This is a genomic window from Streptomyces sp. NPDC008092 (assembly GCF_042957285.1).
GTDB lineage: Bacteria > Actinomycetota > Actinomycetes > Streptomycetales > Streptomycetaceae > Streptomyces.
Window position 1 is genome coordinate 858,723 of the sequence record NZ_JBIBHY010000001.1, and the last position, 22,970, is coordinate 881,692.

Genomic DNA, 22,970 nt, shown 5'->3' on the forward strand with positions numbered 1-22,970 from the left:
CGCCGCGCCCCCCCCCCGCGGCTGCCCCCCGGGGGGCCCCTTTCGGCCGGTCCGGGGCCCGGGGGGGGGGGCCGGGCCCCCGGGGCCCCCCCGGGGCCACCCGGCCCCCTCACCGTCGTGCCTGCGCTCAGCTCAGGGTGAAGTCGTCCGCGTCGACATTGGACTGGCCGTACCAGCCGTGCACGTAGACGGTGACCGCTCCGCTGCTGCCGGTGGTGAAGCTGACCGTGAGCTGGTTCCAGCTGCTGCTGTTGGACCAGGTGCTCGCGGTGGCGCCGCCGCTCACCCCGATGTAGGCGTACGGGCCCTGCACCCAGGCGGTGAGGGTGTAGGTGTGGTTGGCGGACAGGGTCACGCTCTGGTCGCACTCGCCGGTGCTGCTGGAACTCGGCGTGACCTGGAGGCTGTGGCTGCCGCTGTGGACCGGGCCGGAGACCACCGCGCTGCCGCCCGTGCAGGTCCAGGGGCTCAGACTGCCGGTCTCGAAGCCCGCGTTGGTCAGCGAGCCGCCGCCGCCCCCGCCCCCGCCGCCGGAGGAGGTGACCGTCAGCGAGTAGGTCGCGGTGTGGCTGCCGCTCGCGGCCGTGCCGGTGACCGTGATCGGGTAGGTGCCCGCGGCCACGGACGAGCCGACCGTCGCCGTCAGCGTCGAACTGCCGCCGGACGTCACGGAGGTGGGACTGAAGGAGACGCTGACGCCGGAGGGCGCGCCGGAGGCGGAGAGGCTGACGGACTCGGCGCTGCCGGAGGTGACGGCCGTGCCGACGGTCGCGGTCGCCGAACCGCCCTGGGCGACCGAGGCGGAAGCCGGCGACAGGGACAGCGAGAAGTCCGTGGTGGTGCCTCCGCCGCCACCGCCCGTGCTGCCCTCGTAGGGCACGAACGCGTCGGTGAACGCGAGCGAGTTCTGGCTGATCTCACTGCACGTGGACAGCGAGTTGGCGCTGCCGCTGCACGGCTGGTCCCGGTTGGCAGACCAGAACGACAGCCGCCCGACGCCGTTCTGCGCGGCGAAGGACTCCACCGTCTGGGCGTCCGCGAGCGTGAAGGTGGACCCGTCGTCGTTCTTGCCGATCATCGGGGTGATGCCGAGGTTGGCGTAGGTGTAGGAGGAGTCGACGGACTGCATCTGCGCCAGCGTGGCCTTGGCCGCGGAGACCGCGGCCTGGCCCATCTCGGTGCCGGTGCCCGCGTAGTAGTCCATGGCCATGACGTTGACCACGTCGATCTTGATGCCCGCGGTCTTCGCGGCCTTGAGGATGTTGACGCCGTCGCCGGTCAGTCCGCTGGTCAGCACCGGCAGGGTCATGGAGAACTGCAGGTTCGGGTTGGACGCCTTGAGGTCCTTCATCGCCTGCATCTGGCGGGCCGCGGCCGCGGTGTCCGCGATGGCGGCGCCCTCGACGTCGAAGTCGAGCTGGGTGACGCCGTAGTCGTTGATGATGGCCTGGTACCCGGCGTCGATGCTGCTCTGGGTCGAGCAGGTCCAGGCGAGCGGCTCACCGCTCGCCCCGCCGGAGGAGATGATGACGGAGGCGCCCTCGGACTTCGCCCTGGCGATCTCGGGGTCGGTGTACGAGTCGTTGCCTATGGGGAGCGTGTCGCCCCAGATCTGGGTGCAGCCCTCGCCGAGTACGAAGGCCGCCGTGTAGGCCTTGAGCCCGTGTCCCGTGATGGCGGTGTCGAGCAGTCCTTCCTGACCGTTCGACATGTCGACGTAGGGAGCCACGGAGTAGACGCTGCTCCCCGCGGCGCTGCCGGCGGGGGCCAGCGCGACGGTGACGCCGGTGGCCGCGAGTGCGAGCGCACACGCGGAGGCCGCAAATCTTGCCAGGTGCATGACAGTGGCCCTTTCGGGATGCCCATCGAGGGCGGAGTGGTGGGGGGGTGGGCCGGGATTTGGTACATACCAAAGCGCCGACGGGGCCCCTCAGTCAAGAGGACTAGACCAACTCCATACCATTCACGAACGGTATCGCCGCCGGGCGCCCCCGCACCGCCTCCTCGCCGGGGCCGTCTCCCGTCCCCGGCGAACGCCGCCGGGGACGGGAGACCCGGCTCACCGCGCCGTCAGGAACTCGCCCGCGCCCAGCGGGCGGTTCACGATCCGGATGTCACCGACGCTGCCGTGGAACACCATGTCGACGGCGCCCGCGTACTCGTGTCCGCCCACCAGCCACGGCAGCCCGAGCGAGGTGAGGCCGGCCGACAGCCGGTTCGGGTTGTCGACGACCGGGGCGCCCTCGACGTACAGCCGGGTGCGGCGGCCGTCGTTGACCACCGCCAGGTGCCACCACCTGAGCTCCACCAGGCCGTGCCCCCAGTTGGTGGTCGGGTAGGTGTCGTTGAGCGGGTAGTGGTTGAACTGCGGCTCGCGGCCGTTGTTCGAGATGGAGAGCTGGAGCACCGGTTCGCCCGGGTCGGTGTTCCTGCCGTGCTTTCCGGCGTCCCCGGCCGAGCCGCGGCGGCTGAGTACCGACGCCCAGCCGTTGTTCCCGGCGTCCCAGTCCAGCGGCAGCATCACGAACGTCTCGATGGTGTAGCCGGACTCGAACGTCTCGCCGTTCAGCGGGGCCCGCGCCCCGGTGGTCAGGTACGAGCCGTGCAGCGGGTTGCGGCCGCCGCCGAACTTCAGGCTGGCGTGCGCGGGCTGGTCGGGGTGGTGGTCGGCGGACCAGGTGAGTGCGTCGGCCGCGGTGCCCGGCAGGGTCACCACCGTCAGGTCGTTGCCCCTGCCGGACAGGTCGCGGACGGTGTCGCCCGCGGTGAGCGCGGTGCCGGGCGCGCCCTGCCCGTCGAAGCGCCAGTACGCCAGCGTGCCCTTCACCAGCTCCCGGGCGGCCGGCCGGGCGGGCCGGGCCGGCACCGGGGCGAAGCCGGAGAAGCGCCGCTCGAAGTCGATCGGCACCGAGAAGGAGTCCACCGGACCGGTGATCCGGGCGTGTTCGGCCGCCAGCGGGGAACGGGACTCCGGCTCCTGGTCCAGGATCCACGGGTTGACCGTCTCCACGTCGATCGTGTTGCGGGCCAGGTCGAAGTGGTACAGCCGGATCATGCCGCCACCGCCGAAGTAGCGGTTCTGGTAGTTGGTGATGTGCAGGTGCACATCATTGCCCGCGGCGTTCTTCGCGGTGGTCCGCGCGGGCGGCCAGTAGTGGCCGTTGAGGGTGAGGAAGATCTGGTCGTTGCCGTCGATCAGCCGGTCCCAGACCGTCCGGCCGTAGGCCGAGAGCACGGCGTTGTCCTCGGGGTCGCCGGACTCGTACGGGAAAACGTTGTCATCGTAGTCGGAGTAGACGAGGTCGTGCGTCGTGAGGATCACCGGCAGCTCCGGGTGGGCCTTGACGACGCCCTCGGCCCACGCGAAACCCTGCTCGCTGGTCCGCCAGTCCAGGGCGAGCAGCAGCCAGGAGCGGCCGGCGGCCCGGAAGATGTGCGCGGTGTTGTAGCCGGTCGGGTCGGCCCCGGCGAACGTCTTCGCGTGCGCGAACCGCTGCGGGCCCATGGTCCGCAGGTACGCGGTGTCGCCGCGGCTGTCGTCGCCGCTCACGTCGTGGTTGCCGGCCAGCACGCTGTACGCGGCACCGTGCCTGTCCAGCAGCGCGAAGGCCTTGTCGACCTGCTGGAACGAGGACGGGTCCGCGTCCTGGGTCAGGTCGCCGAGGTGCGCCATGAACACGATGTTGTCGCCGTTGCCGCCGTCCGCGTCCCCGCTGTTCTCGACGACGTAGCGGAACGACGCCTCCTGCGGGGTCCGGTTGACGCTGTCCTGGCTGCCCCAGTACAGGAACTGGGTGTCCGGCATGACCGCGAGGGTGAACCGCAGGGCGGTCGGATCAGGTCTCCAGGTGCCGGTCCGGGCGCCGCCGGTGGCCTCCGCGGCGGCCGCGGGCGGCGCGCCGAGCACGGCCGCGCCGGCTCCGCCGGCCGCCGCGCCCGCACCGGCCAGCGCCGTGCTGCGGAGAAAACCACGACGGTTCTGCCCGCTGCTCTCCTGTGCCGGGGTGTCGTCTCGATGGGACATGGGCCCGCCTTTCCGGTGCCGATGGCTCAAACGGCGACGACGCTACCGAGCAGGGCTCCCGGCGGGGCGGCCAAGAGGTGACAGGCGAAGAGCGGCCGTCTGTCCGGGACCTGAATCACCGTCCGCCCAGGTGCGGCACACCGCCGGGAACCCCGTGACCAACGGCACCGGCACCGGCACCGGCACCGGCATCGGTACCGGTACCGGTACCGGCTTCAGGGTCGGGCTCGGGCTCGGCGGGCGCCGCGTTCCGGTGTGAAGTGGCCGGTCAGGCGCGTGCCATGGGGCGCGCTACTTTCCGACCAGCCGGTCGGTCGCTCAGGCGGAGGACTCCGTCACGGTGGATGCGCCCCGACGGACGACGACCAGGGCGGCCAGCACCATGGCGACCAGCGGGATGACACCCGAGACGATCACCTGGCCCCGGCTGGAGACCAGGCTGTTCGGGGTGCCCAGCAGATAGCCGAGGCCGATGCAGCTGCGGGAGAGCGCCTGGAAGCAGGCCCAGGCGCTGCCGTGCACCTCGGCCGGCACGTGCGAGTGCACCGCGTTGCGCAGGCCGACGTTGCACGCGCCGTTGCCGAAGCCTCCCGCGAGGAACAGCGGGAAAATCGCCCAGGCGACCGGGATCAGGCCGGCGAGGAGCAGGCCGAGGCCGATCCCGGAGACGCCGCCGAGGATCAGCAGGGTGTGCCGGTCCGACCACCCGGCGCGGCCCGCGAACAGCGCGCCCGGGATCGAGCCCAGCGCCCAGGTGGCCAGGAAGAGACCGAAGACGGTGTCGTTGCCGTCGGCCACACCGCGCAGGTAGTAGACGCCCGCGACGCTCTCGATGCTGGTCGCCAGCATCGCCGCCGCGAGCGCCGGCATCAGCGTGCCCACCACCGGCGCGTCCCGCAGCGCCCGGTAGCCGTCCGCGAGCCTGGTGGCGGGACGGCGGCCGATCGCCACGTCCACGGTGCTCGGCACCGCCAGCGTGGTGCAGCCCGCGAGGACCAGGAAGGAGACCGCGTCCGTGGCGAGCAGTGCGCGGGTTCCCCACAGGGAGCTCAGGAAGCCGGCCAGGGGCGGCCCGATCAGGCCGGCCACGGAGAGGCCCGCGGTGAGCACGCTGTTCGCCCGGCCGGTGTACTTCTCGCCCGCCACGACCGGCAGCATCTTGAAGCCGGCGGCCACCGAGGCCACTCCGGCCAGGGCCGACAGCGCGATCAGCGCCACCCGTACGTGGAACCCGCCGACCGCGGTGGCCGCACCGAGGGACAGCGCCTGGACCAGCAGGGCCCAGCGGCACACCGCACGCGCGCTGAAACGGTCCACCACCGTGCCGATCAAGGGTGCCGCGAGCACCGTGGGGATGAGCTCGGCGAGCATCACCTCGGTCACCCCGAAGCGGATGCCGCCGTCCGCGGCGTGCAGCACCAGTCCCAGGGAGGCGAGCGTGTCACCGAGACGGGAGAAGAGCGTTCCCGCGATGAGCACCTGCGCGGCGACCGGCATCGCGGTCGCGCGGCGCAGCGCGGCGAACGGTGTTCTCCGCGTCTTTTCCGTGTCCAATCGAGTCCTGTCCGTTCACTTGCCGGGCCCATTCGGTCTGCTCGCGCATCAGATTAGGCCTGCTCGTGAACTGCTGGAGCGTTCACCGGCCACCGGGAAGGGCCCCTTCCCGGCCATTGTGCGCCCCGCCCGAACCCGGGGCGGGGTTCCAATTTCTCAGCCATGAACAGCACTTCACCAAAATTCCACACATGTTCCACATCAACTCCGGCTGGGCCGGCACAGCCGGAGGGGTTCGGCGCATCACCCGGGACGATGTGCATCCGGGGCGTTCCGGACGTCCTTTCCCGGGGCGGTGGCGTCGGAGCGGGAGATGGGCGTGGCGATGTCCGGCTGGGGGCCGTAAAGCCTGCTTTTCGGCCAATCGCTGGAGTTGCGGCGGTCTCGGCCGGTGAACCGTTCCCACCCGGCCGCGCCGATCCGGAATGGGCCTCCCGGGTCCGCCGAGTTATCGATGCCGTCCGGATGAATGACCGGAAAATGCCGGGACAACGTCGCTCCCCATTCCCTGCCGACCGGAGAAAAGGGAACGAACCGGCATCTCGGGATGGTGTGGCCCCCCGCCCGGTCGAAAACCGCGTGCCCCACCCCGTACGCCCTGCCTACACTCACCCCGTATACGCACCGTAGCCGGAGAAGCCGGCTGCGGCGCTTTGCCGCGACGAGTTCGGACGAAAGAGGGGAGAGAGCCATGCGCGACCGTACGGCCGCCGCCTCTCCCCGTTCCCGCTACGAGGTGATCCTCGTGTCCCCGTCTCTCCGGTGCCCGCCGCGCGGCCGGTACCGGACTCCGTGACGCGCGACTGATCCCTCAACCACCGGCATATGCCCGCACATTGACATGCCGTCAGCCGCGCTTGGCGAACTTCGCCGCACGGGAAATTGCGCCGCCCATTCCAGGCCCCCCGTCGGGGAACCGCTTTCGAAAGGCACCGGGCCATGCGCGCCGAACTCCGCACGAACTCCGTCAATCCCCTTGCCACCGTTCGCAACCTGGGCATCCTCGCCCACGTCGACGCCGGAAAGACCACCGTCACCGAACGCATCCTCTTCGCCGCCGGCACCATTCACAAACGCGGCGAGGTCCATGACGGCACCACCGTCACCGATTTCGACCCCCAGGAACGCGACCGCGGCATCACCATCTTCGCCGCGGCCGTCAGCTGCGCCTGGGACGGCCACCGCATCAACCTCATCGACACCCCCGGCCACGTCGACTTCGCCGACGAGGTCGAACGCTCCCTGCGCGTCCTCGACGGCGCGATCGCCGTGTTCGACGCCGTCGCCGGCGTGGAGCCGCAGAGCGAGTCGGTGTGGCGGCAGGCCGACCGGCACGGCGTCCCCAGGATCGCCTTCGTCAACAAGCTGGACCGGGCGGGCGCCGACCTCGACAGCGCCGTCGAGTCGATCCGCGCCCGGCTGCACCCGGCCCCGCTCGTCGTCCAGCTGCCCATCGGCACGGAGGGCGGCTTCACGGGCGTGGTCGACCTCGTGCGCATGCGGGCGCTGGTCTGGGCGGACGACGGCGGTACGGCGACGGAGGGACCCGTTCCGCAGGAGCTGCGGGAGGCGGCGGAGCGGCGCCGGCACCTGCTGGAGGAGGCGGTGGCCGCGCTGCACCCGGGCGCGTTGGACGAGTTCTGCGCGCCGCCCGGCCGGCTGTCCACCGCCACCCTGGCCGGCGCGCTGCGCGACCTCACCCTGAGCGGCGACGGCGTCGTCGTCCTGTGCGGCTCCGCCTACCGCAACCGCGGCATCGAACCGCTCCTCGACGCGGCCGTGGCCTACCTGCCCGCGCCGCTCGACGTCCCCGCCGTGCGCGGTACCCACCGGGGCGCCGAGCAGCGGCGCGCCGCCGACCCCGAGGGGCCGTTCGCCGCGCTCGCGTTCAAGGTGACCGCGACCGCCACCGGGCGCCTCACCCACGTCCGGGTCTACTCCGGCACGATCGAGAAAGGAGACACCGTGTGGGACCCGGCGGCCCGCCGCACCGAACGCGTCGCCCGCATCGTCCGCGTCATGGCCGACCGGCACGAGCCCCTCGACCGGGCGGTGGCCGGTGACATCGTCGCCGTCGCCGGGCTGAAGTCGGCCCGCCCCGGCGCCACGCTGTGCGCTCCGGACGCCCCGCTGCTCCTGGAACCGGCGGCCGTCGCGGAACCGGTGGTCTCGGTCGCCGTCGAGGCGCGCCGCCGCACCGACACCGAACGGCTGGCCCGGGCGCTGGCCCGGCTGGCCGAGGAGGACCCCTCGCTGGTGGTGCGCACCGACGCCGAGACCGGGCAGACCGTGCTGTCCGGGATGGGGGAACTGCATCTGGAGGTCGCGGTGGAGAAGATCCGCAGGGACGGCGGCCCCGAGGTCACGGTGGGCCGGCCGCGGGTCGCCCTCCGGGAGACCGTGGCCCGCGGGGTGACCGGCTTCGTCCACCGGCACGTCCACCAGACCGGCGGGGCCGGGCAGTTCGCCCATGTCGTCCTGGACGTCGAGCCCCTCGGGTACGAGGACGGGCGCGAGAGCGGCCACGACGGCGGGCGCGAGGCCGGCCCCGGGGCCGGCTTCGAGTTCCGTTCGACGGTCGTCGGCGGCCGGGTGCCGCAGGAGTACGTCCGCGCGGTCGAGGCCGGCTGCCGGGACGCCCTCGCCGAGGGCCCCCTCGGCGGGCATCCGGTCACCGGGCTGCGGGTCACCCTGACCGACGGCTCGACGCATGTGAAGGACTCCTCCGACACGGCGTTCCGCACGGCGGGCAGGCTCGGCCTCCGGGAGGCCCTGCGGGCCTGCGCGATGACGCTCCTGGAGCCGGTCGCCGAGGTGACGGTCACCGTGCCCGAGGACGCGGTGGGCGGCGTGCTCGGCGACCTGGCCGCCCGGCGCGGCCGGGTCACCGGTTCCGCGGCGCGGGGCGGCTCGGCGGTGCTGACCGCCACCGTGCCGCTGGCCGAGCTCTTCGGCTACGCGACCCGGCTGCGCGGCCGCACCCGGGGCCGCGGCACCTTCACCACCCGCCCGTCGGGCCACGCCCCGGCGCCGGCCGGGGCCACGGCCCGGTGACACCGGTGCGGTGACGTCGGTGCGTGCGGTGGCACCGGTGCGGGGGCCAGGGGCGACTTCCCCGGCCTCCGTACCTCGCCCCCCCCTCCGTACCTCGCCCCCCCTCCGTACCTCGCCCCTCCGTACCTCGCCCCCCCCCGCACCTCGCCCCCCCTCCGTACCTCGCCCCCGCCCCCGGCAACCGCTCGTCGAAACACAACCGTTGTGGAACGGCATCCGGCCCCTCTCCGCGCAGGTCACCCGGCTTCGGCCCAGGTCATGCCGTCGGGCGTGGGCGTAGCATCGCTCCGGAACCGGCTGTTCCCCGGCCCGCCTGCACGGATACCCGTGCCGGATCCCTTGACGAGCTACCGTTCGGGGGATTAACTCACGTCCTAAATTAAGCCATGAGGGGCTTCGGAAGCCGAACGTCGGTCCAGGCGTCCGCACTCGCGGGCGCCGGCCGTCGCGAAGCCCTCTCGGGGTTCTCGACTCCCGGAAAGGCACAGCTGGAGCCATGCGCAGCATCCGAGCCGCGGCCGTAGGCGCCGTCACCATGTCTCTCGCCCTCGCGGCCACGGCCTGCGGTGGCGGTTCGTCCACCGGCGGCGGGTCCAACGACTCCCCGAAGACGCTCACCTACTGGGCCTCCAACCAGGGCGCCAGCATCGAGGTCGACAAGCAGGTGCTCCAGCCGGAGCTCGACAAGTTCCAGAAGCAGACCGGCATCAAGGTCAAGCTGGAGGTCGTGCCCTGGTCGGACCTGCTCAACCGGATCCTCACCGCGACCACCTCCGGCCAGGGCCCCGACGTGCTGAACATCGGCAACACCTGGAGCGCCTCGCTGCAGGCGACCGGCGCGCTGCTGCCCTGGGACGCCAAGAACTTCGGCAAGATCGGCGGCAAGGACCGCTTCGTCGACTCCGCGCTCGGCTCCACGGGCGCCGAGGGCAAGGACCCGGCGGCCGTACCGCTGTACTCGATGGCGTACGCGCTCTACTACAACAAGAAGATCTTCGCCGACGCCGGCATCGCCAAGCCCCCGGCCACCTGGGACGAGCTGATCGCCGACGGCAAGAAGATATCGGCTAAGGGCAAGTCGGTCCTCGGCGCCGAGGGCGGCAACGTCTCGGAGAACATCCACCACGTCTTCGTCTTCGCCAAGCAGCACGGCGCCGACTTCTTCACCGCCGACGGCAAGCCGGACTTCACCAACGACAACATCGTCGCCGCGGTGAAGCAGTACGTCGACCTGATGGCCAAGGACAAGGTCATCCCGACCGGTGACGCCGAGTACGCGCAGAACCAGTCGGTCAGCGACTTCGCCAAGGGCAAGCAGGCCATGCTGCTGTGGCAGTCGGCCTCCTCCAACCTCAAGTCGCAGGGCATGAGCGACAGCGACTACGGCATCGCCCCGGTGCCCGTGCAGTCCGGCACCCCCGGCACCGGCACCCAGGTCAACTCGATGGTCGCCGGCATCAACCTGGCGGTCTTCAAGAACACCAAGAACCTCGACGGCGCCACCAAGTTCGTGAAGTTCATGACCAGCGACGACGAGCAGAAGATCCTCAACACCGCCTACAGCTCCATCCCGCCGGTCAAGACCGCCCAGGAGGACGCGGCCTTCAACACCCCGGCCAACTCCGTCCTGAAGAACACCCTCGCCACCAGCGCCGCGGCCCTGCCGCAGGTGGCCGCGGAGTCGCAGTTCGAGACCACGGTCGGTACGGCGGTGAAGAACCTGTTCGCCGACGCCGCCGCCGGCCGCGCCATCACCACCGACTCCGTCAAGGCCGAGCTGGAGAAGGCCCAGCAGCAGATGCCGGCGGCCTGAACGAGATGACGACCACCACCACCGCTGTGCAAGAACCGGCGCGGGTGAACTCCCCCGGGGCGGCGGGCGGCTCGGGCCGCCGCCCCGGGCGGATCCGCCGGATCGGACTGCCCTACCTGCTCCTCCTGCCCGCCCTGCTGCTCGAACTCCTCGTGCACCTCATCCCGATGGTCATCGGCGTCGTGATGAGCTTCAAGGAGCTCACCCAGTTCTACATCCGCGACTGGACCACCGCGCCCTGGGCAGGGTTCGACAACTACAAGCTGTCGGTCGAGTTCAACGCCCCGATCGGCAAAGCCCTGTTGCACTCCTTCTTCGTGACCGTCAGCTTCACCCTCCTCTCGGTCGGCCTGTGCTGGCTGATCGGCACCGCGGCCGCGGTCTTCATGCAGGACAACTTCAGGGGCCGCGGCCTGCTGCGCACCCTGTTCCTGGTGCCGTACGCGCTGCCGGTCTACGCGGCCGTCATCACCTGGGTGTTCATGTTCCAGCACGACAACGGCCTGGTGAACCACGTCCTGCACGACCAGCTGCACCTCACCGACAAGCCGTCCTTCTGGCTGATCGGCGACAACAGCTTCTACGCCCTGCTGATCGTGTCGGTGTGGAAGGGCTGGCCGTTCGCCTTCCTGATCGTGATGGCCGGCCTCCAGAACATCCCGCGGGAGCTGTACGAGGCGGCCGCCCTGGACGGCGCCGGCATGTGGCAGCAGATCCGCCGGATCACCCTGCCGTCGCTGCGCCCGGTCAACCAGGTGCTGGTCCTGGTCCTGTTCCTGTGGACGTTCAACGACTTCAACACGCCCTACGTGCTGTTCGGGAAGTCCGCGCCGGAGGCCGCCGACCTCATCTCGGTCCACATCTACCAGGCCTCCTTCGTCACCTGGAACTTCGGCACCGGCTCGGCCATGTCCGTGCTCCTGCTGCTCTTCCTGCTGGTGGTGACCGGCGTGTACCTGGTGTTCACCTCGCGCGGACGGAGGACCTCGGATGTCTAGCTCGCCCATGGCCCCGCCGCGGTCCTTCCTCTGGTCCCGGCGGATCTTCCTCACGCTGCTCACCGGGTTCGTGCTGATCCCCGTGTACGTGATGGTCTCCAGCTCGCTCAAGCCCCTCGCGGACGTCACCGGCAAGTTCCGCTGGCTGCCGAGCGGGCTGACCATCCGCCCGTACATCGACATCTGGTCGACGATCCCGCTCGCCCGGTACTTCGTGAACTCGCTGATCGTGTCGGTCGCGGCGACCGTCTGCTCGGTCGTGGTCGCGGTGTTCGCCGCCTACGCGGTCAGCCGCTACGAGTTCCGCGGCAAGCGCGTCTTCACGGTCACCGTGCTGTCCACGCAGATGTTCCCGGGCATCCTCTTCCTGCTTCCGCTGTTCCTGCTGTACGTCAACATCGGCAACGCCACCGGCATCGCCCTGTTCGGCTCCCGCGGCGGCCTGATCCTCACCTACCTGACGTTCTCGCTGCCGTTCTCGATCTGGATGCTGATCGGGTACTTCGACTCGGTGCCGCGGGACCTGGACGAGGCGGCGCTGGTGGACGGCTGCGGACCGCTCGGCGCGCTGCTGCGGATCGTCGTACCCGCCGCGATCCCCGGCATCGTCGCGGTCGCCGTCTACGCCTTCATGACCGCCTGGGGCGAGGTGCTCTTCGCGTCGGTGATGACCAACGACACCACCCGCACCCTGGCCGTCGGCCTCCAGGGCTACTCCACGCTCAACAACGTGTACTGGAACCAGATCATGGCCGCCTCGCTCGTGGTCAGCGTGCCCGTCGTGGCCGGGTTCCTGCTCCTCCAGCGCTACCTCGTCGCCGGGCTGACCGCCGGCGCCGTCAAGTGAACCCCCCTCATGACAAGCCCAGTTCCGAAGGGAATTTCGTGACCATCGACCTCGCCGCCCTCCCGCACGACTTCCTGTGGGGCACCGCAACCGCGGCGTACCAGATCGAGGGGGCCGTCGCCGAGGACGGCCGTGCACCCTCCATCTGGGACACCTTCTCGCACACCCCGGGGAAGATCGACAACGACGACAACGGCGACGTCGCGTGCGACCACTACCACCGCTGGCGCGAGGACATCGGCCTGATGCGCCAACTGGGCGCGAACGCCTACCGGCTGTCGGTCGCCTGGCCGCGCGTGCGGCCCGGCGGGGACGGCCCGGTCAACGCCAAGGGCCTCGACTTCTACGACGAGCTGATCGACGCCCTGCTGGCGGCCGGCATCACCCCGTCGGTCACCCTCTACCACTGGGACCTGCCGCAGGCCCTCCAGGACCGGGGCGGCTGGCCCGAGCGGGCGACCGCCGAGCACTTCGCCGCGTACGCCTCCGTCGTCGCCGAACGCCTCGGCGACCGCGTCCACCACTGGACCACCCTCAACGAGCCCTCCTGCTCCGCCTGGATCGGCCACCTGGAGGGCAAGATGGCCCCCGGCTGGACCGACCTGACGGCCGCCGTCCGGGCCTCCTACCACCTGCTCCTCGGCCACGGCCTGGCCGCCCAGGCGATCCGCGCCGCCGCGCCCGGCGCCGAGGTCGGCATCGTCAACAACCTCTCCACCGTGTTCGCCGCCGGCGACCGCCCCGAGGACGCGGCCGCCGTCCGCCGCCACGACGGACACGTCAACCGCTGGTGGCTGGACCCGGTGCACGGCCGCGGCTTCCCGGCCGACATGGTCGAGACCTACGGCGTCGAACTCCCCGAGCGCCCGGGCGACCTGGAGACCATCGCCACCCCGCTCGACTGGCTGGGCCTGAACTACTACTTCCCGGCCTACATCGAGAACGACCCGAACGGCCCCGCGCCCTACGCCCGTTCGATCTACCGCCCCGGCGTCCCGCGCACCGGCATGGACTGGGAGATCGACGCGAGCGGCATCGAGACGCTGCTGCTGCGCCTCACCGAGGAGTACGGCGCCCGCAAGATCTACGTCACCGAGAACGGCTCCGCCTACCCGGACGTGGTCCGCCCCGACGGCACGGTCGACGACCCCGAGCGCCAGGAGTACCTGGTCGCCCACCTCGCGGCCTGCGCCTCGGCGGCCCGCAAGGGGGCCCCGCTGGCCGGCTACTTCGCCTGGTCGCTGCTGGACAACTTCGAGTGGGCGTACGGCTACGACAAGCGGTTCGGCCTGGTCCACGTCGACTACCGCACCCAGGTCCGCACGATCAAGGGCAGCGGCCACCGGTACGCGGACATCATCCGCGAACACCGGGGACAGGCCCGCCGGGCGGCCTGACACACACCGCGGTGGGCGCGGACCAGGGGAGTTCCGCGCCCACCGCACATACGACCCTCATGCGTCATCGTCCTGCGCACGAGCACCGGGCACGGAGCTTGATCTGTCATGCACACAACACAACCGAAGGAACTGCCGACGCTCAGGAGACCCACATGCCGACCCGCATCCCCCGTACCGTCCTGGCCGCCCTCGCGGCAGCCGCCCTGCTGACCCCGGGCACGATCCTGGCCGCCCCGGCATCCGCGGCCGCCACCGCCGTGACCTGGGACACCGACCGAGCGAACACCGCCTACGCCGCGAACCCCTCCGCCGTCACCGCCTCCGGCTACGAGAACGCCGGCACCACCCCCGGCATGGCCTTCGACGCGAACGGCGCGACCCGCTGGTCCAGCAACTTCGCCGACAACGCCTGGATCCAGATCGACCTCGGCACCACGATCCGCATCGACAGCGTGCAGCTCGACTGGGAGGCCGCGTACGGCAAGAGGTACGTCCTGGAGGCCTCCAGGAACGGCACGGACTGGACGCCCTTCTACACCGAGACCGCGGGCACCGGCGGCTCGGTCACCGCCCACACCTACCCGCAGGAGGTCACCGGCCGCTACGTCCGGATGCGCGGCATCGAGCGCGCCACCCCCTACGGCTACTCGCTCTGGAACTTCAAGGTCTACGGCGGCGAACCGGCCCCCGCGTCCTCGACCGTCACCAACCTCGCCCTGAACCACCCGGCGTACTCCAACTACTACCAGCACGCGGGCAACTCACCGGCGTTCGCCACCGACGGCGGCCGGCCCACCGACCTCAAGGGCGACTACACCCGCTGGTCGAGCGACTGGAACGCCGACCGCTGGATCTCGGTCGACCTCGGCGCCACCTCCACGATCTCCTCCGTGGACCTCTACTGGGAGTCGGCGTACGCCGTCGACTACCTCCTCCAGGTCTCCGACGACAACGTCAACTGGCGCACGGTGTACGAGCCGTCGGCCGCCGACATCGCCGCCCGCCGCGCGAACGTCGTGTCCCCCTCGGACGCCTCCGGCCTGCACGACACCGTCACGCTCCCCTCCCCGGCGACCGGCCGATACGTCCGCATGCTCGGCAAGGAGCGCCGCAGCTTCTACAACCCGGCGCCCTACACCGCCCAGTTCGGCTACTCCCTCTACGAGTTCCAGGTCTGGGGCACCGGCGGCAGCGCCTCCGCGGCCTACCCCGCCCTCCCCGGCGACCAGTCCGGCACCTACCAGACCACGTTCTTCGACGACTTCACCGGCTCCTCGCTCGACCGCTCCAAGTGGCGGGTCGTGCGCACCGGCACCGAGATGGGCTCGGTCAACGGCGAGGCACAGGCGTACGTCGACTCGCCGGACAACATCCAGACCCAGAACGGCGAGCTGATCCTCAAGGCGAAGTACTGCAAGGGCTGCACCCAGGCCGGCGGCGGCACCTACGACTTCACCTCGGGCCGCATCGACACCGACACCCACTTCGACTTCACCTACGGCCGCGTGAGCGCCCGCATGAAACTCCCGGTCGGCGACGGCTTCTGGCCCGCCTTCTGGCTGCTCGGCAGCAACGTCGACGACCCGTCCGTCTCCTGGCCCGCCTCCGGCGAGACCGACATCATGGAGAACATCGGCTACCCGACCTGGACCAGCACCTCCCTCCACGGCCCCGGCTACTCGGCCGACGGCAACATCGGCGCCCGCCAGACCTTCCCGAACGGCGGCACGATCGACCAGTGGCACACCTACGCGGTGGAGTGGACCCCGACGGCGATGCGCTTCTACGTCGACGACACCCTGGTCCAGGAGACGACCCGCAACGTCCTGGAGTCGACCCGCGGCCAGTGGGTCTACGACCACAACCAGTACGTCATCCTCAACCTCGCCCTCGGCGGCGCCTACCCGGCCGGCTGGAACCAGGCCACCACCCCCTACTGGGGCCTGCCGCAGTCCAGCGTGGACAAGATCGCGGGCGGGGGAGTGCGGGCGGAGGTGGACTGGGTGCGGGTGGAGCAGAAGAAGTAGCCGGGCGCGGGCCCGCCGCGCAGGCCGCGCCCGAACCTGTGAGGTCCGGACCGGACCGCACAGGAAATTCCGGGTCATGAGTGAACGGGGCGTCCCTGCCTCCCGTACCACCCCACCGTGGGAGGATCGCTCACCATGAGTGCGTCACCGGCGGTACGGAGCCTGCGTGCCGCGGTGTTCGCCGCGGTGTGCGTGCTGCTGGCTGCCGCCGGGCACGGGCTCGCCATGGGTGACATGCCGCCGCTGTGGGCCGACGCGGCCGGGTTCGTGGCCGTGTTCGCCCTCGGGCGGCCCCTCGCGGGGCGGGAGCGCGGGCTGCCGGAGATCGGCGTCGGCATGCTCCTCACCCAGGCCGGTCTGCACTTCGGCTTCGGCGCGGCCCGCGCGGTCACTCCGGCTGCGCACGCGCCCGCCATGACCATGGCCCGCATGAACATGCACGGTCACGCCATGACAGGAATGGCGAAGATGTCCGGCATGGGCGGTTCGGCGCCGTATCACCCGCCCGTCCACGTCCTCACCGCCCACGCCACCCTCGCCCACGTCCTCGCCGCGCTCGTCGCCTCCTGGTGGCTGCGGCGCGGCGAGGCCGCGCTGTGGTCGCTGCTGAGGCGGACCGCCGCGCTCGTCCCCGGTCTGGCCGCCTGGTGGCGCGACGCCCCGCTGCCCGCCCCGGCCGGCCGGCCCCGACTGGCCCCGGCCGGCCCGATACGGCCCCGCCCGCTGCTCGCGCTGCGGCACGCGGTGAGCCGGCGCGGCCCCCCGAACCCGATCCCGTACACGGTCAAACACCCGTAAAACTCCCTAACAGACTTCACTCGTACGGAGATCGACTCACTCATGTCCGCCATGTCTGCCATGTCCGCGACCCGCCACACCTTCCGTCGCGCCGCCACCGTCACCGCGCTGACCGCCGCGTCGGTCCTGGCCGCCGCCGGTGTCGCCGCCGCGCACGTCACCGTCCACCCCGAGAGCTACGCCAAGGGCGCCACCGACGGCGTGCTGACCTTCCGCGTGCCCAACGAGGAGGACACCGCCGCCACCACCAAGGTCCAGGTCTACCTGCCCACCGACCACCCGGTCCTGGGCGTCCTCGTCACCCCGCACGACGGCTGGACCGCCAAGGTGACCACCACCAAGCTCAAGACGCCCGTAAAGACCGACGACGGCACCATCACCGAGGCCGCCTCCGAGATCACCTGGACCGGCGGCAAGATCGGCGCCGGCCAGTTCGAGGACTTCGACGTCGCCTTCGGCCAACTGCCCGAGGACACCGACCAGCTGACCTTCAAGACCCTGCAGACCTACTCCGACGGCAAGGTCGTCCGCTGGATCGAGGAGGCCCAGAGCGGCGACGACGAGCCGGAGAACCCGGCGCCGACGCTCAAGCTGACGGCGGCGGGCGACGACGCCGCGGGCGACACCGCCGCGTCGTCCGCGTCGTCCGCGTCCGCCACCAAGGCCAGTGGCAAGGCGGTCACGGCTGCCGACGCCAGCGACTCCACCGCCCGCGGCCTCGGCATCGCCGGCCTGATCGTCGGCGTCCTCGGCCTGGCGGCGGCCGCGTTCGCCGTCGTACGGACCCGCGGCGCGAAGTCGTAGGGCGCGGGACCCGTCGGCAAACGGCGAAGGGCCCGGACCGGGGAACGGTCCGGGCCCTTCGCCGTGCCCGGGTCAGCGCACCGCCAGCTCCAGGATCTCCAGCTCCTCGGCGGAATCCGGCACGCGCTCCGTTGCCGCCGCCGCGGGCGCCGCCTCCAGGGAGGCCGCCCGTGCGTTGCGCCACAGCCACAGCACATCCCGCCCGAAGGACCACACCAGCGAGCCCAGCGCCAGCAGCACCACGCCCAGGTTGGCCAGGTGCGGCAGCAGGTCCGCGCCGGCCAGCAGCAGGCAGATGCCCTGCATCGCGGCGACCGTCTTGCGGGCCATGGAGTGCGGCAGCGGGGCGTTCAGCCACGGCGCGGCCTTCGCGGCCGCGACGAACGCGTAGCGCATCCCGCCGATCAGGAGGACCCACGGCCCGAGCTGCGTCGAGACGTACACGCTCAGCACCAGGATCAGGAACGCGTCGACCTCCATGTCGAAGCGGGCGCCCAGCGCGGTGGACGTACCCGTCCTGCGGGCCACCTTGCCGTCCACCCCGTCGAGGATGAGGGCCACGGCCGTCAGGCCGACCAGGAGGGTGACCGGCGGGGAACTCTCGAAGGAGTCGGCCACCAGGGCCGTGACGCCGCCGACCAGGATCGCGCGGCCGAGGGTCACCCGGTTGGCGGGGCCGAAGGAGCGCGGCCGGGTGCGGTGCAGGGCCCGGGAGAGCACCGCCCAGGTGGCTATCGCGAACGCGAGACCCGTCAGCCAGCCGGCCGGCCCCATACCGATCGCGGAGCCCAGCAGGGCCAGCAACAGGATCTGCACGCCCGCTCCCACAGCGGTCTCCTGCTGGACCAGCCTGGCTTCGTAAGTGTTGTTCAGGGCCACCGCACGTCCTCCGGCCGAGTGACAGAGTCGATCAACGCCGCGTACTGTGCGCGGCCTGTGCACTTCTCGCTGTGCACATCTCCGTACGTGAACCACTTCCCGATCGTTCAGGAGGATGCCGATGAAGTCCTCGGCCCGCGCGTTCTGGCTCCGTTCCCCGGGCCACGGAGAGCTGCGTGACGTCACCCTCGCGGAGCCCGGCGAGGGCGAGGTGCTGGTGCGCGCGCTGTACTCGGGAGTCAGCCGGGGCACCGAGACACTGGTGTTCCGGGGCGGGGTCCCGGAGAGCCAACACGCCGTGATGCGGGCACCGTTCCAGGAAGGCGACTTCCCGGGGCCGGTGAAGTACGGCTACCTCAGCGTCGGCGTGGTCGAGCAGGGGCCCGATGAGCTGATCGGGCGTACCGTCTTCTGCCTGTATCCGCATCAGACGCACTACGTCGTTCCGGTGAGCGCGGTGACGGTGGTACCGGAGCGGGTACCCCCGGCGCGTGCCGTACTCGCGGGCACGGTCGAGACCGCCGTGAACGCCCTGTGGGACGCGGCGCCGCTGGTCGGCGACCGGATCGCGGTCATCGGCGGCGGCATGGTCGGCTGCTCGGTCGCCGCCCTGCTCGCCCGCTTCCCCGGCCTGCGGCTCCAGCTGGTCGACGCCGACCCGGCCCGGGCCAAGACGGCCGAGGCCCTCGGCGTGGACTTCGCGGCCCCCGAGGACGCCCTCGGCGACTGCGACCTCGTCGTGCACGCCAGCGCCACCGAACAGGGCCTCACCCGCGCGCTGGAGCTCCTCGCGCCGGAGGGCACGGTCCTCGACCTGAGCTGGTACGGCGACCGGCGGATCGCGCTCCCGCTCGGCGAGGCCTTCCACTCCCGCCGGCTCACCGTGCGCAGCAGCCAGGTCGGCACCGTCTCCCCGGCCGCCCGCGCCGGCCGCACCTACGCCGACCGGCTGGCCCTGGCCCTGGACCTGCTGGCGGACCCGGCGCTGGACGCCCTCATCACGGGGGAAAGCACGTTCGAGGAGCTGCCGGAGGTGCTCCCGAGGCTCGCCTCCGGGGAGCTTCCGGCCCTCTGTCACCGGGTCCGCTACGGCGACAACGGCTGACGGAACGTCCAATAACGGCCGGTGCGAGCCGCCAAGAGGTCCTGACCTGAGAAAAGAGTGAGAGTGGACTGAACACGGGGAAGCCAAGAGCCGTATTAAGGGCATCCCCCGGCAGGGATCAGCCGGGGGACCAGACGCGCCGCACCTGGAGGGTCGTCCGTTGTTCAGCATCACCGTCCGCGATCACATCATGATCGCCCACAGCTTCCGCGGCGAGGTGTTCGGGCCCGCGCAGCGACTGCACGGCGCCACGTTCCTCGTGGATGCCACCTTCCGCCGTGAGCAGCTGGACGACGACAACATCGTCGTCGACATCGGTCTTGCCACCCAGGAGCTCGGGGCCGTGGTCAGCGAGCTGAACTACAGAAACCTCGACAACGAGCCCGACTTCGCCGGGATCAACACCTCCACGGAGTTCCTCGCGAAGGTCGTCGCGGACCGGCTCGCCGAGCGCATCGAGAAGGGCGCGCTGGGCGAGGGCGCCCGGGGCCTCGCCGGGCTGACCGTCACCCTCCACGAGTCGCACGTCGCCTGGGCGAGTTACGAGCGTGCCCTGTGACCGACATGGCCATCGGCCGCCCGTCGGCCCTCACCTACGTGCCCGCGCAGCGCGCGGCGACCACCGACAGCAAGGCTCCGGCGAGCATCGGGATCCTCCCCATGTCCCTGCGCAACGTGCACTTCGTCATGCCCGGCGGCGTCGACGACCCGGCCAACCCGAGCGGCGGCAACGCCTACGACCGGCGGGTCTGCCTGGACCTGCCCGGCTTCGGCTGGCAGGTCACCAGGCACGCGGTGCCCGGCTCCTGGCCGCGCCCCGACACCGCCGCCCGCGACGCCCTCGCCCGCACCCTGCGGGAACTGCCCGACGGCACGGTCGTCCTCCTTGACGGCCTGGTGGCGTGCGGGGTGCCCGAGACCGTCGTACCGGAGGCCGAACGGCTGCGGCTCGTCGTCCTGGTGCACCTGCCGCTCGGCGACGAGACCGGGCTCGACCCGGCCGTGGCCGCCGACCTCGACGCCCGCGAGCGCGCGGTGCTGCGCGCCGTACCGGCCGTGATCGCGACCAGCGACTGGGCGGTACGACGGCTGGTCTCGCACCACGGCCTGGCCCCCGAACGGGTCCATGTGGCCACCCCGGGCGCCGACATCGCCCCGCTGGCCGGCGGCACCGACGGCGTCTCGCACCTGCTGTGCGTCGCCGCCGTCACCCCGCGCAAGGGCCAGCACCGGCTCATCGAGGCGCTCGCCGCGGTCCGGGACCTGCCGTGGACCTGCACCTGCGTCGGCGGTCTCGACCAGGCGCCCGAGTACGTCGCCCACCTGCGGTCGCTGATCGCCGGGCACGGGCTGTCGGACCGGCTGCACCTCGCGGGCGCCCGCGCCGGAGCGGACCTCGACGCCAGCTACGCGGCCGCCGACCTGATGGTCCTCACCTCGTACGCCGAGACCTACGGCATGGCGGTCACCGAGGCCCTCGCCCGCGGCATCCCGGTGCTCGCGACCGACGTCGGCGGCCTGCCGGAGGCGGTCGGCCGTGCCCCCGACGGCGGGGTGCCCGGCATCCTCGTGCCGCCGGAGGACCCCGCCGCGCTCGCCGTCGAACTGCGCGGCTGGTTCGGCGAGGCGGACGTACGCCGTCGCCTCAAGGCCGCCGCGCGCGGCCGGCGGGCGGCGCTCGACGGCTGGGCGACCACCGCCCGCAGCCTGGCCGGAGTCCTGCTGCGGCTCCCTGACGAACCCCGGAGGGCGGCATGACCAGCGAGACCACGACCACTGCTCCGGTCGGCGCGATACCCGCGCAGCCCGGGCCGACGGATGCTACGGATGCACGAGTGGGACGAGAACGCGAACAGGCGCCTTCCGAGGTGATAGCCGGGGCCGGTCCCGTCGCCCGTCCGGGCGAGCGGGCCACCGTACGGCTGCGGGAGGCCGGCCCCGAGGAGCCGCCGCGGTACGCCCCCGAGTGGCTGGAGCTGCGGGAGAGCGCGGACGCGGCCGCCCGGGCGAACGACCTGCTGGACCCGCTGCGGATCCGGCTGGCCAACCTGCCCGGCAAGGCGGGCGGGATCGTCGTGCACGACCTGGGTTGCGGCACCGGCTCGATGGGCCGCTGGCTCGCGCCCCGCCTCGACGGCGCCCAGCACTGGATCCTGCACGACCGCGACCCCTACCTGCTGCACTTCGCCGCCGTCGCCTCGCCCCGCGCGGCCGCCGACGGCAGCCGGGTCACCGTGGAGACCCGGCGCGGCGACGTCGCCCGGCTCACCCCCGACGCGCTGATCGGCGCCTCCCTGGTGACCGCGTCCGCGCTCCTGGACGTCCTCACCCGGGAGGAGGTCGACACCCTCGCCGCGGCCTGCACCGGGGCCGGCTGCCCCGCGCTGCTCACCCTGTCGGTCGCCGGACGGGTCGAACTGAGCCCCGCCCACCCGCTGGACGCGGAGTTCGCCGAGGCGTTCAACGCCCACCAGCGGCGCGGCGGACTGCTCGGCCCGGACGCGGTCACGGCCGCCTGCGAGGCGTTCGCCGACCGGGGCGCCACCGTGAAGCTGCACCCCAGCGCGTGGCGGCTCGGCCCCGACGAGAAGGCGCTCACCGAGCAGTGGCTGCGCGGCTGGGTCGGCGCCGCGGTCGAGGAGCGCCCCGAACTGGCCGAGCGTGCCGAGGCCTACCTGGCCGAGCGGCTCGCCGCCAACGCGGCCGGCGAGCTGCGGGTCGTCGTGCACCACAGTGACCTGCTCGCGCTCGCCCGGCCGACCGGAGGCACCTCGTGAGCACCCCCACCCTGGTCCGGCAGTCCGCGCCCCTCACGCCGCCGGCCGTGCCCCGGCGCCTCAACCTCCGCGCCGTCCGCACCCACCTGGGCACCGTCGTCGGCGCCGCCATCATCGCCGTGCTGCTCTGGCGCCTCGGTACCGGCGTCTTTCTCGACGGACTGCGCCGGATCGACACCCCGACCCTGGTCGGCGGCCTGGTGATCGGCGCGGTCACCACCGTACTGAGCGCCTGGCGCTGGCAGTTGGTGGCCCGCAGCCTCGGCCTCCGGCTGCCGCTCGGGCCCGCCGTCGGCGACTACTACCGGGCCCTGTTCCTGAACGCGGCCCTGCCCGGCGGAGTCCTCGGCGACGTGCACCGGGCCGTCCGGCACGGGCAGAGCGAGGGCGACATCGGGCGCGGGGTCCGCGCCGTCGTCCTCGAACGCACCGCGGGGCAGATCGCGTTGACGCTGTTCGGCGCGGGCGCGCTGCTGATCCTGCCCTCGCCGGTCCGTGACGACGCGCGCAGCTTCGCCCCGCTGGCGGCGGCCGCGCTGGCCGGCGCGTGCGCGATCGTGGTCGCCGTCCGCATGAACAAGGCCCCGGGCAAGCGCGCCGGCGCCCTGCGCGCCACCCTCGGCGAGGCCCGCCGCGCACTGCTGTCGCGGCGGAACGGGCCGGGCGTCGCGCTGTCCTCGGCGGTCATCCTCGCCGGGCACGTCGGGATGTTCGTGGTGGCCGCGCGGGTCGCCGGCTCGGCCGCGTCGGTGGCGGCCCTCGTCCCGATCGCCGTCCTCGCCCTGGTCGCGATGGGCCTGCCGCTGAACGTCGGCGGCTGGGGCCCCCGGGAGGGCGTCACCGCCTGGGCGTTCGCCGCGGCCGGCCTCGGCGCGGACCACGGGCTGGCC

16 protein-coding genes and 1 pseudogene are annotated in these 22,970 nt (G+C 72.1%); 13 read left to right on the top strand and 4 right to left on the bottom strand.

Annotated elements, in window-relative coordinates:
• Window positions 1-127: 127 nt before the first annotated feature.
• The 3 genes from ACFZB3_RS03510 to ACFZB3_RS03520 all read right to left on the bottom strand — a co-directional run bounded on the left by ACFZB3_RS03510 (window position 128) and on the right by ACFZB3_RS03520 (window position 5,578).
• Window positions 128-1,840, bottom strand: a complete 1,713-nt coding sequence (locus tag ACFZB3_RS03510) for a carbohydrate binding domain-containing protein (protein WP_391368933.1) — start codon at window positions 1,838-1,840, stop codon at window positions 128-130.
• 219 nt (window positions 1,841-2,059) lie between these two features.
• Window positions 2,060-4,024 (bottom strand): LamG-like jellyroll fold domain-containing protein, encoded by a 1,965-nt coding sequence (locus ACFZB3_RS03515; RefSeq protein WP_391368936.1) that lies wholly within the window; start codon window positions 4,022-4,024, stop codon window positions 2,060-2,062.
• 318 nt (window positions 4,025-4,342) lie between these two features.
• A complete protein-coding gene (locus ACFZB3_RS03520; RefSeq protein WP_391368939.1) occupies window positions 4,343-5,578 on the bottom strand; it encodes an MFS transporter in 1,236 nt (411 codons plus the stop codon).
• A gap of 939 nt (window positions 5,579-6,517) precedes the next feature.
• On the opposite strand from ACFZB3_RS03520, the gene fusA reads away from it, so the two are divergent.
• The 8 genes from fusA (at window position 6,518) to ACFZB3_RS03560 (ending at window position 17,319) form a co-directional block, all read left to right on the top strand.
• A complete protein-coding gene (gene fusA / locus ACFZB3_RS03525; RefSeq protein ID WP_391368941.1) occupies window positions 6,518-8,632 on the top strand; it encodes an elongation factor G in 2,115 nt (704 codons plus the stop codon).
• Window positions 8,633-9,128: 496 nt separating this feature from the next.
• Complete coding sequence (locus tag ACFZB3_RS03530) at window positions 9,129-10,445, top strand: extracellular solute-binding protein (RefSeq protein WP_391368944.1); 1,317 nt, start codon at window positions 9,129-9,131, stop codon at window positions 10,443-10,445.
• A 5-nt stretch (window positions 10,446-10,450) separates the two neighbouring features.
• Entirely contained in the window at window positions 10,451-11,443 is a 993-nt protein-coding gene (locus tag ACFZB3_RS03535) for an ABC transporter permease subunit (RefSeq protein WP_391368947.1), read from the top strand.
• A 7-nt stretch (window positions 11,444-11,450) separates the two neighbouring features.
• Window positions 11,451-12,290: an ABC transporter permease subunit gene (locus ACFZB3_RS03540; protein WP_391369742.1), complete on the top strand. Its 840-nt coding sequence runs from the start codon at window positions 11,451-11,453 to the stop codon at window positions 12,288-12,290.
• A gap of 38 nt (window positions 12,291-12,328) precedes the next feature.
• Window positions 12,329-13,687: a GH1 family beta-glucosidase gene (locus ACFZB3_RS03545; protein WP_391368950.1), complete on the top strand. Its 1,359-nt coding sequence runs from the start codon at window positions 12,329-12,331 to the stop codon at window positions 13,685-13,687.
• Window positions 13,688-13,842: 155 nt separating this feature from the next.
• A complete protein-coding gene (locus ACFZB3_RS03550; RefSeq protein WP_391368952.1) occupies window positions 13,843-15,717 on the top strand; it encodes a discoidin domain-containing protein in 1,875 nt (624 codons plus the stop codon).
• 135 nt (window positions 15,718-15,852) lie between these two features.
• Complete coding sequence (locus tag ACFZB3_RS03555) at window positions 15,853-16,515, top strand: hypothetical protein (RefSeq protein WP_391368955.1); 663 nt, start codon at window positions 15,853-15,855, stop codon at window positions 16,513-16,515.
• Between the two features lie 60 nt (window positions 16,516-16,575).
• Window positions 16,576-17,319, top strand: coding sequence for a DUF1775 domain-containing protein (locus ACFZB3_RS03560; protein ID WP_391369745.1), 744 nt, complete (start codon window positions 16,576-16,578; stop codon window positions 17,317-17,319).
• A 72-nt stretch (window positions 17,320-17,391) separates the two neighbouring features.
• On the opposite strand, the gene ACFZB3_RS03565 is transcribed toward ACFZB3_RS03560, so the two are convergent.
• Complete coding sequence (locus ACFZB3_RS03565) at window positions 17,392-18,198, bottom strand: CDP-alcohol phosphatidyltransferase family protein (RefSeq protein WP_391368958.1); 807 nt, start codon at window positions 18,196-18,198, stop codon at window positions 17,392-17,394.
• A gap of 121 nt (window positions 18,199-18,319) precedes the next feature.
• Between ACFZB3_RS03565 and ACFZB3_RS03570 the strand changes: the two genes are divergently transcribed.
• The 5 genes and pseudogenes from ACFZB3_RS03570 to ACFZB3_RS03590 form a co-directional block, all read left to right on the top strand.
• Window positions 18,320-19,303, top strand: a complete 984-nt coding sequence (locus tag ACFZB3_RS03570; RefSeq protein WP_391368960.1) for a dehydrogenase — start codon at window positions 18,320-18,322, stop codon at window positions 19,301-19,303.
• Window positions 19,304-19,463: 160 nt separating this feature from the next.
• The gene (locus tag ACFZB3_RS03575) at window positions 19,464-19,862 is read left to right on the top strand and encodes a 6-carboxytetrahydropterin synthase (RefSeq protein WP_391368963.1); all 399 of its coding nucleotides are present in this window, start codon (window positions 19,464-19,466) and stop codon (window positions 19,860-19,862) included.
• Window positions 19,863-19,867: 5 nt separating this feature from the next.
• Window positions 19,868-21,061, top strand: coding sequence for a glycosyltransferase (locus tag ACFZB3_RS03580; RefSeq protein ID WP_391369748.1), 1,194 nt, complete (start codon window positions 19,868-19,870; stop codon window positions 21,059-21,061).
• Window positions 21,058-22,080 (top strand): trans-aconitate methyltransferase, encoded by a 1,023-nt coding sequence (locus ACFZB3_RS03585; protein ID WP_391368966.1) that lies wholly within the window; start codon window positions 21,058-21,060, stop codon window positions 22,078-22,080. The genes ACFZB3_RS03580 and ACFZB3_RS03585 overlap by 4 nt, the downstream gene beginning before the upstream one ends.
• A gap of 119 nt (window positions 22,081-22,199) precedes the next feature.
• Window positions 22,200-22,958, top strand: a pseudogene (locus tag ACFZB3_RS03590) (YbhN family protein); the annotation flags it as partial.
• Window positions 22,959-22,970 lie beyond the last annotated feature (12 nt).